At 71.1% G+C, this 12039-nt stretch carries 11 protein-coding genes; 8 read left to right on the top strand and 3 right to left on the bottom strand.

The features are described 5' to 3' along the window. Nucleotides 1-27 precede the first annotated feature (27 nt). The 8 genes from ACYQ02_RS11020 to ACYQ02_RS10985 are packed head-to-tail and all read left to right on the top strand — an operon-like array spanning nucleotide 28 to nucleotide 8697. Nucleotides 28-1203 carry an NADH-quinone oxidoreductase subunit D gene (locus ACYQ02_RS11020; protein WP_460040466.1) on the top strand — a complete coding sequence of 392 codons (1176 nt, stop codon included), beginning with the start codon at nucleotides 28-30 and terminating at the stop codon, nucleotides 1201-1203. Further along, nucleotides 1203-2165: an NADH-quinone oxidoreductase subunit NuoH gene (gene nuoH / locus ACYQ02_RS11015; protein WP_460040465.1), complete on the top strand. Its 963-nt coding sequence runs from the start codon at nucleotides 1203-1205 to the stop codon at nucleotides 2163-2165. The genes ACYQ02_RS11020 and nuoH overlap by 1 nt, the downstream gene beginning before the upstream one ends. Nucleotides 2166-2181: 16 nt before the next feature. Next, nucleotides 2182-2661 (top strand): NuoI/complex I 23 kDa subunit family protein, encoded by a 480-nt coding sequence (locus ACYQ02_RS11010; RefSeq protein ID WP_460040464.1) that lies wholly within the window; start codon nucleotides 2182-2184, stop codon nucleotides 2659-2661. Beyond that, nucleotides 2658-3377, top strand: coding sequence for an NADH-quinone oxidoreductase subunit J family protein (locus ACYQ02_RS11005; protein ID WP_460040463.1), 720 nt, complete (start codon nucleotides 2658-2660; stop codon nucleotides 3375-3377). The genes ACYQ02_RS11010 and ACYQ02_RS11005 overlap by 4 nt, the downstream gene beginning before the upstream one ends. Continuing rightward, nucleotides 3377-3691: an NADH-quinone oxidoreductase subunit NuoK gene (gene nuoK, locus ACYQ02_RS11000; RefSeq protein WP_460040462.1), complete on the top strand. Its 315-nt coding sequence runs from the start codon at nucleotides 3377-3379 to the stop codon at nucleotides 3689-3691. Before ACYQ02_RS11005 ends, nuoK begins: the two co-directional genes overlap by 1 nt. A 34-nt stretch (nucleotides 3692-3725) precedes the next feature. Continuing rightward, complete coding sequence (nuoL, locus tag ACYQ02_RS10995; protein ID WP_460040461.1) at nucleotides 3726-5618, top strand: NADH-quinone oxidoreductase subunit L; 1893 nt, start codon at nucleotides 3726-3728, stop codon at nucleotides 5616-5618. After that, nucleotides 5618-7168 carry a complex I subunit 4 family protein gene (locus tag ACYQ02_RS10990; RefSeq protein ID WP_460040460.1) on the top strand — a complete coding sequence of 517 codons (1551 nt, stop codon included), beginning with the start codon at nucleotides 5618-5620 and terminating at the stop codon, nucleotides 7166-7168. Before nuoL ends, ACYQ02_RS10990 begins: the two co-directional genes overlap by 1 nt. Before the next feature lie 2 nt (nucleotides 7169-7170). Next, nucleotides 7171-8697 (top strand): NADH-quinone oxidoreductase subunit N, encoded by a 1527-nt coding sequence (locus ACYQ02_RS10985; protein ID WP_460040459.1) that lies wholly within the window; start codon nucleotides 7171-7173, stop codon nucleotides 8695-8697. Between the two features lie 335 nt (nucleotides 8698-9032). Here ACYQ02_RS10985 and ACYQ02_RS10980 read toward each other — a convergent pair whose 3' ends face one another. The 3 genes from ACYQ02_RS10980 to ACYQ02_RS10970 all read right to left on the bottom strand — a co-directional run bounded on the left by ACYQ02_RS10980 (nucleotide 9033) and on the right by ACYQ02_RS10970 (nucleotide 11954). Then, nucleotides 9033-9455: a universal stress protein gene (locus tag ACYQ02_RS10980; protein ID WP_460040458.1), complete on the bottom strand. Its 423-nt coding sequence runs from the start codon at nucleotides 9453-9455 to the stop codon at nucleotides 9033-9035. 137 nt (nucleotides 9456-9592) lie between these two features. Continuing rightward, nucleotides 9593-10933 carry a cation:proton antiporter gene (locus tag ACYQ02_RS10975; RefSeq protein ID WP_460040686.1) on the bottom strand — a complete coding sequence of 447 codons (1341 nt, stop codon included), beginning with the start codon at nucleotides 10931-10933 and terminating at the stop codon, nucleotides 9593-9595. 79 nt (nucleotides 10934-11012) lie between these two features. Then, a complete protein-coding gene (locus tag ACYQ02_RS10970) occupies nucleotides 11013-11954 on the bottom strand; it encodes a hypothetical protein (RefSeq protein WP_460040457.1) in 942 nt (313 codons plus the stop codon). Nucleotides 11955-12039 lie beyond the last annotated feature (85 nt).

Genomic DNA, 12039 nt, shown 5'->3' with positions numbered 1-12039 from the left:
GGGCGCATGGAAGGTGAGGTGAGGGCCGTGAGCCTGACGCGGGAACCGGTGCAGCCGCTGGAGCTCGACCCGCGCCTGGGGGATCGGGTGCGGATCGAGACCCTGGACGGCGGGCGCCAGACCATGACGATGAGCATGGGCCCCCAGCACCCCAGCACCCACGGGGTGTTGCGGGTCGTGCTCAGCCTGGACGGCGAGACGGTGGTCGACGCCCAGCCGGACATCGGCTACCTGCACCGGAACTGGGAAAAGATCGCCGAGTACATGACCTATGCGATGACGGTCCCCTTCTCGGACCGCAATGACTACCTGGCCGCCATCACCAACGAGCTGGCGCTGGTGCAGGCGGTGGAGAAGCTGACGGGCCTGGAGGTGCCCGAGCGCGCCCAGATCTTGCGGGTGATCTTCTCGGAGCTGCAGCGGATCACCAGCCACCTCCTCTGGTTCGGGACCTTCGGCCTCGACCTGGGCGCGGTGACGGCCTTCCTCCACGCCTTCACCGCCCGCGAGTACTGCTACCACCTCTTCGAGCGGGCGACGGGGGCGCGGTTCCTCTACGCCTACCTGCGCATCGGCGGCCTGCGCAACGACGTGCCCGACGGGTGGATCGAGGACCTGCTGTCCTTCCTGGACCAGCTGGAGAACACCTACTGGCCGGAATTCATGCGGCTGCTCATCGATAACGCCATCTTCATCCGCCGCACCCGGGGCATCGGCGTGCTGAAGCCGGAGGTGGCCGTCGCCTACGGGGCCAGCGGGCCCGTGCTGCGGGGCTCCGGCATCAAGTACGACGTGCGGAAGGCGGACAACTACCTGCCCTACGACCGCTTCGAGTTCGACATCCCGGTGGGGACCAACGGGGACGTCTACGACCGGGCCCTGGTGCGGATGTACGAGATCCTGGAGAGCGTCAAGATCATCCGCCAGGCGGTCAAGGAGCTGCCCGACGGCCCCGTGATGGCCAAGGTGCCGCGGGCCATCCGGCCCTACGGCGAGGTCTACCACCGGGTGGAGGGCCCGCGGGGTGAGGTGGGCGTGTACCTGGTCGCCGCCGGGGACACCAACGCCTACCGGGCCCGCTGGCGCTCGCCGTGCTTCGTCAACCTCCAGCTGCTGCCGCTGCTGGCGCGGGGGCACCTGGTGGCCGACGTGGTGGCCATCATCGGCAGCATCGACATCGTCCTCGGGGAGGTCGACCGCTGATGCCGGAGTGGCTCGTGGCGGTGCTGTGGGCCATCCTCAAGGCCACCATTGCCCTCGCCTTCATCGGCGTGAACTTCATGTTCCTGGTGTGGCTGGAGCGCAAGGTGTCCGCCCGGATGCAGTACCGGGTGGGCCCGTACCGGGTGGGCAAGCCCCACGGTTGGGCGCAGCTGTTCGCCGACGCGATCAAGATGTTCTCCAAGGAGGACATCATGCCCGCGGCGGCCGACCGCTGGGTCTGGGCGGCCGCGCCGGTGGTGGTCTTCGCCCCGGCCGTGCTGCTGTTCGTGATCCTGCCGGTGGGGCCGAACTTCGGTGTCCAGCCCGACTTCAACCTGGGCCTGCTGTTCCTGAGCGCCGTGTCGTCCTTTACCCTGTTCGGCATCTTCATGGCCGGCTGGGGCTCGAACAACAAGTACTCCCTGATCGGCGCCATGCGGGCCGCCGCCCAGCTCATGGCCTACGAGATCCCGCTGGTCCTGGCGGTGCTCGGGGTCGTCATGCTGGCGGGGAGCCTGAGCCTGCAGGACATCGTCGAGGCCCAGAAGCGCTACTGGTTCGTGTTCCCCCAGTTCCTCGGCTTCATCGTCTTCCTCATCGCCGCCATCGCGGAGCTGAACCGGACGCCCTTCGACCTGTCGGAGGCCGAGTCGGAGCTGGTGGCCGGCTACTTCACCGAGTACAGCGGCATCCGCTGGGGCATGTTCATGTTCGCCGAGTACACGAACCTGTTCACCATGTCCGCCATCGCGGCCAGCCTGTTCTTCGGTGGGTGGAACGGGCCCATCCTGCCGCCGGTGGTGTGGTTCCTGATCAAGGCGTACGCCTTCGTCCTGCTGGCCATGTGGATCCGGTGGACCCTGCCCCGCATCCGCATCGACCAGCTGCTGGACCTGGGCTGGAAGTTCCTCGTCCCCGTGGGCTTGTTGAACCTGGTGATCACCGGGCTGTTCCTGGTCTGAAAGGCGGTGACCACGGATGAGCGTCCTGGCCGAGATCTGGAAGGCGGCGAAGAGCCTGGCGGTGGGGCATGCCGTGACCTGGCGCTCGGCGGCGCGGCCGCCGGTGACGGTGAACTACCCTGACGAGCGGCCCGATCTGCCCAAGGGCTACCGCGGCATCCCGGTGTTGAAGACCAACCTGGAGACGGGCGACCTCAACTGCACGGCCTGTGGCCTGTGCGCCCGGTCCTGCCCGGTCAACGTCATCGAGGTCATCGAGGAGACCGACGAGAACGGCAAGCGCCTGCGCCGGCCCAAGGTGTTCAACATCGACATGTCCCGCTGCATGGTCTGCAACCTCTGCGTCGAGGCGTGTCCCTTCGACGCCCTGGAGATGGCGAACCACTTCGAGATCGCCGACTACTCGGTGCCCAATCTGATCTTCAACAAGGAGCAGCTGGCGGAGATCTGGAAGCAGTACGACGCCGTCCGGCTGGCTGGAGGCGAGAAGCCATGAGCGGGACGGCCGTGATCTTCGCCGTGCTGGCGGCGGTGGTGCTGCTGGGCGCCTGGCGGGTGGTGACCAGCGAGCAGATCGCCCACAGCGCCCTGTTCCTGGGGCTGACCTTCGTCGGCATGGCGGGCCTGTTCATCCTGCTCCAGGCGCCGACCTTCGCCCTGCTGCACGTGCTGGTGTACGTGGGCGCCATCCTGACGGTGGTCGTCTTCGCCATCATGCTGTCCGACCCCGAGGACCTGCGCGGGGTGGGCGACCTGCCGCCGGGCGAGCGCCTGCGGCGCCGGCTCCTCTCCCCGTACTACGGCTGGGTGCCGGTGGTGGTGGCCGCCCTGCTGGTCGCGGTGGTGCTGGCGGGCCTGGCCGCGGCCCAGCTGCCCCGGGTGCCCCTGGGCGAGCCCGTGGCCGACGACCTGCGGGCCATCGGCGGTGAGATGTTCACCCGCTACGCCATCCCCTTCGAGGTGGCGTCGGCAGCCTTGCTGGCGGCCCTGATCGGGGCCATCGGCCTGACCCGCCGGGAGCCGGGGGAGGAACGCGGCCGGGCTGCCCGGGACGGGGCTGCCGGTGCCGCGCCGGTGACGCCGCCCGGGCGGGTGGCGGCCGCCGGTGAGGCGACGCCGGCCGCTCCGGCCGGCGCCGGGGCCGGCGGGCAGGCGCGGGCGGTGGCCGGTTCGTCCGGCGCGGCCGGTGCAGCCGGGGAGGTGGGTCGCTGATGGGCGGCATCCCGCTGATGGACTACCTGGTGGTCGGCACCCTGCTCTTCGGGCTGGGCCTCTGGGGCGCGCTAACGCGCACCAACGCCATCCGCATCCTGATGTGCATCGAGCTGATGCTCAATGCCGTCAACCTGAACCTGGTGGCGTTGAACCGGTACCTGGACCCCGGCTCGGTGGAAGGGCAGATCTTCGGCCTGTTCATCATCGCCATCGCGGCGGCCGAGGCGGCCATCGGCATCGGCATCGTGCTGATGGTGGTCCGCCGGCGCGGCGAGGTGGACATCAACAAGATCCGGCTGATGCGCGGTTGACGTTGGGGTTGCGGGCATTGGACGGGACTGCGAGGTGAGCGGCGTGGTGGAGTCGGCCTGGTTGATCCCGCTGTTGCCCCTGGCGGCCTTCGTGCTGACGGTCTTCTTCGGCCGCCGGCTGGGGGAGCGGGCGGGCTGGATCGGCATCGCCGGCATGCTGGCGGCGACGGTCCTGTCCCTGGGCGTGTTCCGGGATGCCGTCGCCCGACCGGAGGCCTACACGGCGGCCTGGCGGTGGCTGCAGTTCGGCTCCTTCGAGCTGCAGGTCGGGTTCCGGGTCGACAACCTGGAAGCGACCCTTCTGCTGATGGTCTCCTTCGTCAGCTTGATGGTGCACGTCTTCTCCCTGGGCTACATGCACGGGGACGCGCGGTACAACCGCTACTTCGCCCTGATCTCCCTGTTCACCGCGGGCATGCTCGGCCTGGTCATCGCCGACAACGCCGTCTTCTGGCTGATCTGGTGGGAGATCATGGGCGCCTGCTCCTACCTGCTCATCGGCCACTGGTTCGAGGAGCGGGAGAACCAGGCGGCGGCGTACAAGGCCTTCATCACCACCCGTATCGGCGACGTGCTGATGATGGCCGGCTTCTGGTACATGTTCCACCTGACGGGCAGCCTGCGTTTCGCCGACTGGCAGGCCTGGGTGGAGCACCAGGCGGGGGCGGGGGCCCCGGACTTCGCCCGGGCCATGACCGTAGCGGCCCTCCTGATCTTCGGTGGCGCGGTGGGGAAGTCGGCCCAGGCGCCGCTGCACGTGTGGCTTCCTGACGCCATGGCCGGTCCCACGCCCGTCAGTGCCCTGATCCACGCCGCCACCATGGTGGCCGCGGGCGTGTTCCTCGTCGCCCGGACCTACTTCATCTTCGCCGAGTCGGCCACGGCCCTGGCGGTGGTGGCCTTCCTGGGGGCCTTCACCGCCTTCCTGGCCGCCACCATCGCCGTCGTGCAGACGGACATCAAGAAGGTGCTGGCCTACTCGACCGTCAGCCAGCTGGGCTACATGGTGATGGCCCTGGGCGTCGGCGGGTACACGGCGGCCATGTTCCACCTCTGGACCCACGGCTTCTTCAAGGCCCTGCTCTTCTTGGGCTCGGGCGCGGTGATCCACGCGGTCCACACCCAGGACATGCGGGAGATGGGTGGCCTGGCCCGGAAGATGAAGTGGACGGCCCTGACCTTCATCATCGGCACCCTGGCGCTGGCGGGCATCTGGCCGTTCTCGGGCTTCTACTCGAAGGATGAGATCCTCCTGGCGGCCTACCACTCGCCCTACCCCGTGCTGTTCTGGGTGGGCACCGTGACGGCGGGGCTGACGGCTTTCTACATGACCCGGGCGGTGGTGCTGACCTTCTTCGGCCGGCCGCGGGACGAGCACAAGTACGAGCACGCCCACGAGGGCGGGCCGGAACTGCGCTGGCCGCTGCTGCTGCTGGCCATCCCGGCCTTCGCCGCGGGCTTCCTGGCGCCGGCCCTCTTTGGCGCGCCGGTCCACGAGTTCATCACCTTCGGCGAGCACGTGGCCGGTCATGAGCCCGAGTCGGTGGTGGTGCTGCTCGGCACGCTGTTCGCCGTCGGCGGGATCCTGCTGGGGGTCGTGGTCTACGGTCTGGGTTGGATCTCGCCCGAGACCCTGCGGGCGGCCTTCGCCACGCCCTACTTCGTCCTGCAGGAGAAGTGGTTCTTCGACCGGGCGTACCAGGTGGTCGTCCTGGCCGGTTCGTCCGCGGTGGCGCGGCTGGCGGCCGGGTTCGACCGGCTGGTGGTCGACGGGATCGTCAACGGCGTGGCGCGCCTGGTGGCCGGCGTGGGCGAGGTGGTGCGGCGCTGGTCCACGGGCCTGGTGCAGGGTTACATGCTGACCCTCTTCGCCGGCGTGGTGGCGCTGGCGCTGCTGATCCTGGAAGTGACGGGAGGCCTGAGGTGATGTCCGCGTCGCTGCCCTACCTGAGCCTGATCCTGGGGGTGCCGGCGGCGGGCGCGCTGCTGACCCTCCTGATCCCCCGGGAGAACCACCGGGCCATCCGCCTGCTGGGCACCATCGCCCTGGCCCTGCCCTTGCTGCTGGTGGCGGCGGTCTGGGCCGGGTTCGACCCCGCGGCCGGCGGGCCCCAGTTCGTCGAGCGCTACCGCTGGATCCCCACCCTGGGCGCCTGGTACTACCTGGGCGTGGACGGGCTCTCGCTGCCCCTGGTCGCCTTGACGGCCCTGATCGCGCCGCTGGCGGCCCTGGCCTCGTGGGGGATCGAGCACCGGGTCAAGGAGTACTGGGTTCTGCTGGGCATCCTGGTGACCGGGATCTTCGGCGTGTTCCTGGCGCTGGACTACCTGCTGTTCTACGTGTTCTTCGAGCTCTCCCTGATCCCCATGTACTTCCTGATCGGGATCTGGGGCGGGCCGCGCCGGGACTACGCGTCGCTGAAGTTCTTCATCTACACCCTGGTCGGCAGCATTGTGCTGATCGTGGGCATCCTGGGGCTGTACTTCCTGACGGGCGCCAGCACCTTCGACATGGTGGAACTGGCGCGCCGGGCCCCGGCGGCCGTGCCCCAGGCGCTGAAGCTGCCCCTGTTCCTGCTGCTCTTCGCCGGCTTCGCCATCAAGACGCCCATGTGGCCGGTGCATACCTGGCTGCCCGACGCCCACGTGGAGGCGCCGACGCCCATCAGCGTGATCCTGGCCGCGGTCCTGCTGAAGATGGGGACCTACGGCATGATGCGGATCACCTGGCCGACCCTGCCCGACGTGGCCCGCGACCTGGCGGGAACCCTGGCGGTGCTGGCGGTGATCGCCATCCTCTACGGCGCCTTCACCGCCCTGGGCCAGCGGGACTTCAAGCGGCTGGTGGCCTATTCGTCCGTGAGCCAGATGGGCTTCGTGGTCCTGGCCCTGGCGGCGGCCGCGGCGGCACCCGCGGCGGCCCAGGCGGCCCAGGTGGCGGGCCGGGACCCGCAGGTGGTCCTCGAGGCCGGCCAGTCGGCCACCATGGCGGCGGTGTTCATGATGGTGGCCCACGGCCTGGCGTCGGCCCTGCTGTTCTTGCTGGTGGGCTTCTGGTATGACCGGACCCACACCCGCGACTTCGACCGGCTGGGCGGGATGTTCCGCACCACGCCCGTGGCGGCCACCTTCCTGGGCATCGCCGCCTTCGCCAACCTGGGCCTGCCGGGCTTCAGCACCTTCATCGGCGAGTTCTTCACCCTCATGGGGACCCTGCCGGTGTTCCCGGTGGCCGTGTACGTGGCGCTGGTCGGCCTGGTGGGGGCCGCCATGTACAACCTGACCATGCTGCAGCGGGTGACCATGGGCGGTCCCAAGCCCGAGTGGCACGGACTGCCTGACGTGACGGCCCGCGAGCTGGTGACCTTCGTACCCCTGGTGGCCGCCATGCTGCTGCTGGGGTGGATGCCGGGCTTGCTGACCCAGGTGCTGAGCACGCCCGTCGCGCAATTCGTCGCCAAGTTGGGGGGGATGTGACGATGCCGGTCCTTTCGGCCGGAGAGCTGGTCTATCTCCTGCCCGAGATCGTGCTGGCCTTCACGGCCATGATCCTCCTCCTGGCCGACGCCTTCGCCGGCGGGCGTGAGGGGGCGGCCGGCGCCCCCGGGACGGCGGGAACGCGCCGGGACTGGATCGGGTACCTGGCCGTGCTGGGCGTGGTCGTCGCCATGATCCTGATCCGGCGCGACCTGACCCAGCCCGGGCCAATCCTGGGCGGCATGGTGGCCAGCGACGGCTACGCGGCCTTCTTCAAGGCGGTCTTCTTGATCGCCACGGCCCTGGTCGCGCTGATCTCCATCGACTACGTGGCGGCCCGCGGCATCGCCGCCGGCGAGTACTTCAGCCTGCTGCTCCTGGCGACCACGGGCGCCCTGTTCATGGCCGGGGCGGCCAACCTGCTGACCTTCTACCTGGGCCTGGAGCTGCTGTCCCTGAGCTCCTACGCCCTGGCGGGGCTGATGCGCACCGACCCCCGTTCCCAGGAGGCGTCGCTCAAGTACTTCCTCAACGGCGCCCTGAGCTCGGGAATCCTCCTGTTCGGCATCTCCCTGCTCTACGGAGCCACGGGTACCTTTGACCTGGTGGAACTGGCCCAGCAGGTGGGCCAGGCGCTGCAGGGCGGGGCCACCGCGGGCCCGCTGCCCGCGCCGGTCCTGGCCCTGGGCATCGCCTTCGTCCTGGCGGGCCTGGCCTTCAAGGCGGGCGCGGTGCCCTTCCACCTGTGGCTTCCCGACGCCTATCAGGGGGCGCCCACGCCCATCACGGCCTACCTGGCCGTGGCCTCCGAGGGGGCGGCCTTCGCCGCCATCCTGCGGGTCTTCTACGGCGGCCTGGGCGGCGCCCAGGGCAGCTGGCAGATCGCCTTCGTGATCCTGGCCGTGCTGACCATGACGGTGGCCAACGTGGCCGCCCTGCGGCAGACCGACGTCAAGCGCCTGATGGCCTACTCGTCCATCGCCCAGGCGGGGTACATCCTGGCGGCCATCGCCGCGGCCACCGAACTGAGCCGGCCGGCGGTGCTATACTACGTGATGGCCTATACCTTCATGAACGTGGGCGCCTTCGCGGTGATCACCGCCTTGCAGGTGCAGGGGGAGGGCCGGGAGCTGCGGGATTTCGCCGGCCTGGCGCGGCGGGAGCCGTTGCTGGCGGCGCTGCTGGTCGTCTTCCTGGTCTCCCTGGTCGGGCTGCCGCCGACCGCCGGGTTCATGGCCAAGTTCTCCGTCTTCCGCTCGCTGATCGCCGCGGGGAACTACTGGCTGCCGGTGGTGGTGGCGCTCAACAGCGTGATCTCGGTGGGCTACTACTACAACCTGGTCCGCTACATGTACGTGGTCTCGCCGGAGAAGGAGCCGGTGCCCGACACGCCCGTGCCGGTGCCCGCACCGATCTGGACGGCGCTGGTGGTGTGCGTCTTCTTCACCCTGGTGCTGGGCCTGTGGCCCGAAGCCTTCGTGCGCTGGGCCGAGGTCTCCCTGATGGCCCTGGGCGGGCGCAGCTTCTGATGCGGGACCGGTGAGCCGGTGAGCCTTGGGGGGGCAGCCGGTCCAGCCGGTGCACCCGCCCGGCGCCACGGGGGAAGGCCGCGCCCACGGCCGGGCGCGCCGTGCGCCGGGTGCAATGGAACGGGCGATGGCGGTGAACGGAAGGGGGGCGGCGGCCTGAAAGGAAGGCCGCCGCCCCCCTTGTGCCCACTGCCGCCCCTTGTGGCTGCCGGCCCGGCTCCGGCGGGAGGCTCCGAGGACCGGACGGCGCCGTCGCCGGTGACGGGCCGGCGGGTGGGGCGCCCGGCGGTGAGCCCGGCGGTGGCGCCGGGCCCGCTGCGGACGCCAGCCCTGCCTCAGGGGACCGTCAGCACCGGCCCGCGCCAGTGCTGGACGACGTAGCCGCTGACGCTGCCCAGCAGCGTCGAGGAAAGCCGGCCCAGGCCGCGCCGTCCCAGGACGACCAGATCCGGACGGAGCTCCTCGGCCTCGGCCACGATGACCCGGCCGGGGTCGCCCCGGCGCAGCACCGTCTGGACCCGGGGTCCATCCGCCGGCAGCCGCCGGGCCGCCGCTTCCAGGATCGACTGCCCCAGGCGCTCCGACTCCTCAAGGAACCGGTCGACCGCGTCGGGACCCACGAACAGGTCGCCGCTCATGCCGGGCACGCAGTGGAGCAGGATCAGTTCCGCTTCGGAATCGCCGCGCAGCAGCCGCCCGGCCCACTCCACCGCCCGGCCCGACGGCGGCGATCCGTCGACGGCCACCAGGAACCGCATGGCGCTCGCCCCCTTCCTTTCGCCCGCCGCCGCAGGGCCCTCGGCCCCACGATCTTCGACCGCCCCCGGGCAGGCAGGTCAAGGGGGGAGGCGTGCCCAGGGGCCGGTTCGTCCCGCCGGCCGGATCGGGGCTGGCGTCAATCGGCTTCGCCCGACCGCGGTCCCGGCAGCGGCGCATAGGCGGCGGCCCCCGACGGCGAGCCCGAAGCCCGCCCGAAGGACCAGCGCAGCAGGATGGGCGTGATCAGGGTGGTGAAGAGGGTCATGACGACCATGACGGAGAACACCGCCTGGGAGATCACGCCCTCCTGGAGGCCGATGCCCGCCACGATCAGGGCCACCTCGCCGCGGCTGACCATGCCGATGCCCACCCGCAGGGACTCGAGCCAGCCGAAGCCGAAGGGGCGCACGCCGAGCCCCGAGCCGACGATCTTGCCCGCCACGGCGACGGCCAGGATCAGCAGGACGAAGGCTGGACCACTGGCGGCCAGGGCGTCCACCAGGTCCGCTTCCAGCCCGATGTTGACGAAGAAGATGGGGACGAAGAAGCTGTAGGCGAGGACGGACAGGCGCTCCTCCAGGGCCTCCTTGAGGTCCGGGTGCAGGGTCAGCATCACGCCGGCCAGGTAGGAGCCGGTGATGGCAGCCACGCCGCCCAGCTCTTCGGCCGCCACCGCCAGCAGCAGCCCGGTCACCAGCGCCATGGCGAACTGGGGCTCGGTACCCGGCCAGCGCGCCGCCCGCCGGAGCAGGGTGGGCAGCACCCACCGGCCCGCGGCCACCGCCGCCGCGAAGAAGACCGCCATGCGCAGGATGATCAGGAGGATGGGGAAGAGGCCCGCGCCCGTCCCCCCGTGGCCGGTGGCCGTCCCGCCGGCCTCCGGCGCGCCGGCGGCCAGACCGGGTCCACCCGTCCCCGACGCGAGCCCTGCCTGGTGGAGGGCCACCACGACGGAGAGGATGACGATCCCCATCACGTCATCGATGACGGCGGAGCCCAGGATGGTGGTCCCTTCCCGGGAGCGCAGCCGCCCCAGCTCCAGCAGGGTCTGGGCCGTGATGCTCACCGACGTGGCCGTGAGGATCGTGCCGATGAAGATGCTCTCGTACAGCGGAAAGCCGAAGGCGATGCCCAGGGCCGTGCCGCCGGCGAAGGGGAGCAGCACCCCGCCCGTGGCCCCGGCGAAGGCCGCCGCCCCCACCTTGCGCATCTCCCCGAGGTCCGTCTCGAGGCCGGCCATGAACATGAGGAAGATCACGCCCAGTTCGGCCAGGTCCCGGGTCAGCCGGCCCAGGTACTCCGCGTCGGTGAACACGGGCCAGTGCAGAACGTCCAGCAGGGTCGGTCCCAGCAGGATCCCGGCCAACAGCTCGCCGAACACGGCGGGCTGGCCGAGGCGCCGGGACAGGGCCCCGGCCCCCTTGGCCGCTGTGATCACCACGGCCATCAGCACGGCCACCTGAAGGAACGAGGGCATCGACACGCCTTGCCTCCTTGGACGAACGGACTGCCGGCAAGGGGCCTCCTGCGAGGCCTCGGCCGCCCCAGCGGGCGGGTCAGGCGTCGCCACCGCCCGGCGGTTGGTTCTCGCCGGGGGCCGGCCGGGGCGGCGTGGCCCGGCGGGCGGGCCGGCGCGGCCGGCGCCGCCGGCCCGCCCGGCTTGTCCCCTCGACCTGAGCGTACCATCGCGCCAGTCCCGCGGCATGGGGCCCACCGGCCGTGCCGCCCCGGGCGGCCGCGCCGGCGTTGCCGAAAACGGAGCTCGAGCCGGGGCTGGTGCCCGGGCTGGTGCCGGTGCGCTCGGGAGGCTCGGCGCCGGCGGCCTGGTCCCGTTCTTCCAGAACCTTGGACACCTGCTCCGGGTTGACCTGCCAGACCCCGTACTCAAGAATGGGGCCGCCCACCGGACGCCGGGTCAGGACCAGGATCCCCTCGACGCCCGCAGGCCATTGGAGGCCCTCGGCGGCTAAGGACGCGGCCACGGCGCGGGTCTTGGCCGCCAGCCGCTCCGCGGCCCGCACCAGGACCCGCTGGGCCGAGCGGCGCCGGGTCGCCGCCGACAGGTCCAGGGTTCCGATCACCCAGGCCCGGCGTGGGCCGGAGACCAGGAATTCCGCTGCCCCGCGCCCGGGCGGGCCCCCGGCGATGGGCGGCGGCAGGGCGACCCGCACCCGGTCGCCGGGCAAGGCATCCAGCGCCTCCAAGAGCCGCCGCCGGCCGTCGGCCACCTGCAGGAGGGTGAAGAAACGGGCCGCCGCAAGGCCCGCCCCCACCAGGCACCAGAATCCGAACATGTCGAGGATGTTGATCCCCAGCATTTGCCGCAGGCGGAACAGCGACCCCGCTCCCCAGCCCAGCGCCAGGCAGGCCAGCCCCCATGTCCAGGGGATCCCCGGCGGCGCCGGCGGACGTCCGATCCAGCCGGACGGGCCGATCGCGGCCCCGGCCGCCGCCCCGGCTTCCGCCTCCCCGGTCAGCGCCCTGGTCGAGCTCTCCATGCGGCTTGTCCCTCCTCGGCGGTGGAACCGGCAGCACCAGGATACCGCATTGGCCGGTCCGCAGCGGTCAGGATGGTCCGGGCGC

Source organism: Thermaerobacter litoralis (genome assembly GCF_054654595.1).
The sequence above is the reverse complement of the archived record's forward strand: the minus strand, read 5'-3'. Positions and strand labels throughout refer to the sequence as shown.

Bases quoted from the DNA above. Each gene is read 5' to 3' on its own strand.
- nuoK (WP_460040462.1), top strand. From the start codon at position 3,377: ATGGGCGGCATCCCGCTGATGGACTACCTGGTGGTCGGCACCCTGCTC.
- nuoH (WP_460040465.1), top strand. From the start codon at position 1,203: ATGCCGGAGTGGCTCGTGGCGGTGCTGTGGGCCATCCTCAAGGCCACC.
- ACYQ02_RS11010 (WP_460040464.1), top strand. From the start codon at position 2,182: ATGAGCGTCCTGGCCGAGATCTGGAAGGCGGCGAAGAGCCTGGCGGTG.
- ACYQ02_RS10990 (WP_460040460.1), top strand. From the start codon at position 5,618: ATGTCCGCGTCGCTGCCCTACCTGAGCCTGATCCTGGGGGTGCCGGCG.
- ACYQ02_RS11005 (WP_460040463.1), top strand. From the start codon at position 2,658: ATGAGCGGGACGGCCGTGATCTTCGCCGTGCTGGCGGCGGTGGTGCTG.
- ACYQ02_RS10970 (WP_460040457.1), bottom strand. From the start codon at position 11,954: ATGGAGAGCTCGACCAGGGCGCTGACCGGGGAGGCGGAAGCCGGGGCG.
- ACYQ02_RS10985 (WP_460040459.1), top strand. From the start codon at position 7,171: ATGCCGGTCCTTTCGGCCGGAGAGCTGGTCTATCTCCTGCCCGAGATC.
- ACYQ02_RS10980 (WP_460040458.1), bottom strand. From the start codon at position 9,455: ATGCGGTTCCTGGTGGCCGTCGACGGATCGCCGCCGTCGGGCCGGGCG.
- ACYQ02_RS10975 (WP_460040686.1), bottom strand. From the start codon at position 10,933: ATGCCCTCGTTCCTTCAGGTGGCCGTGCTGATGGCCGTGGTGATCACA.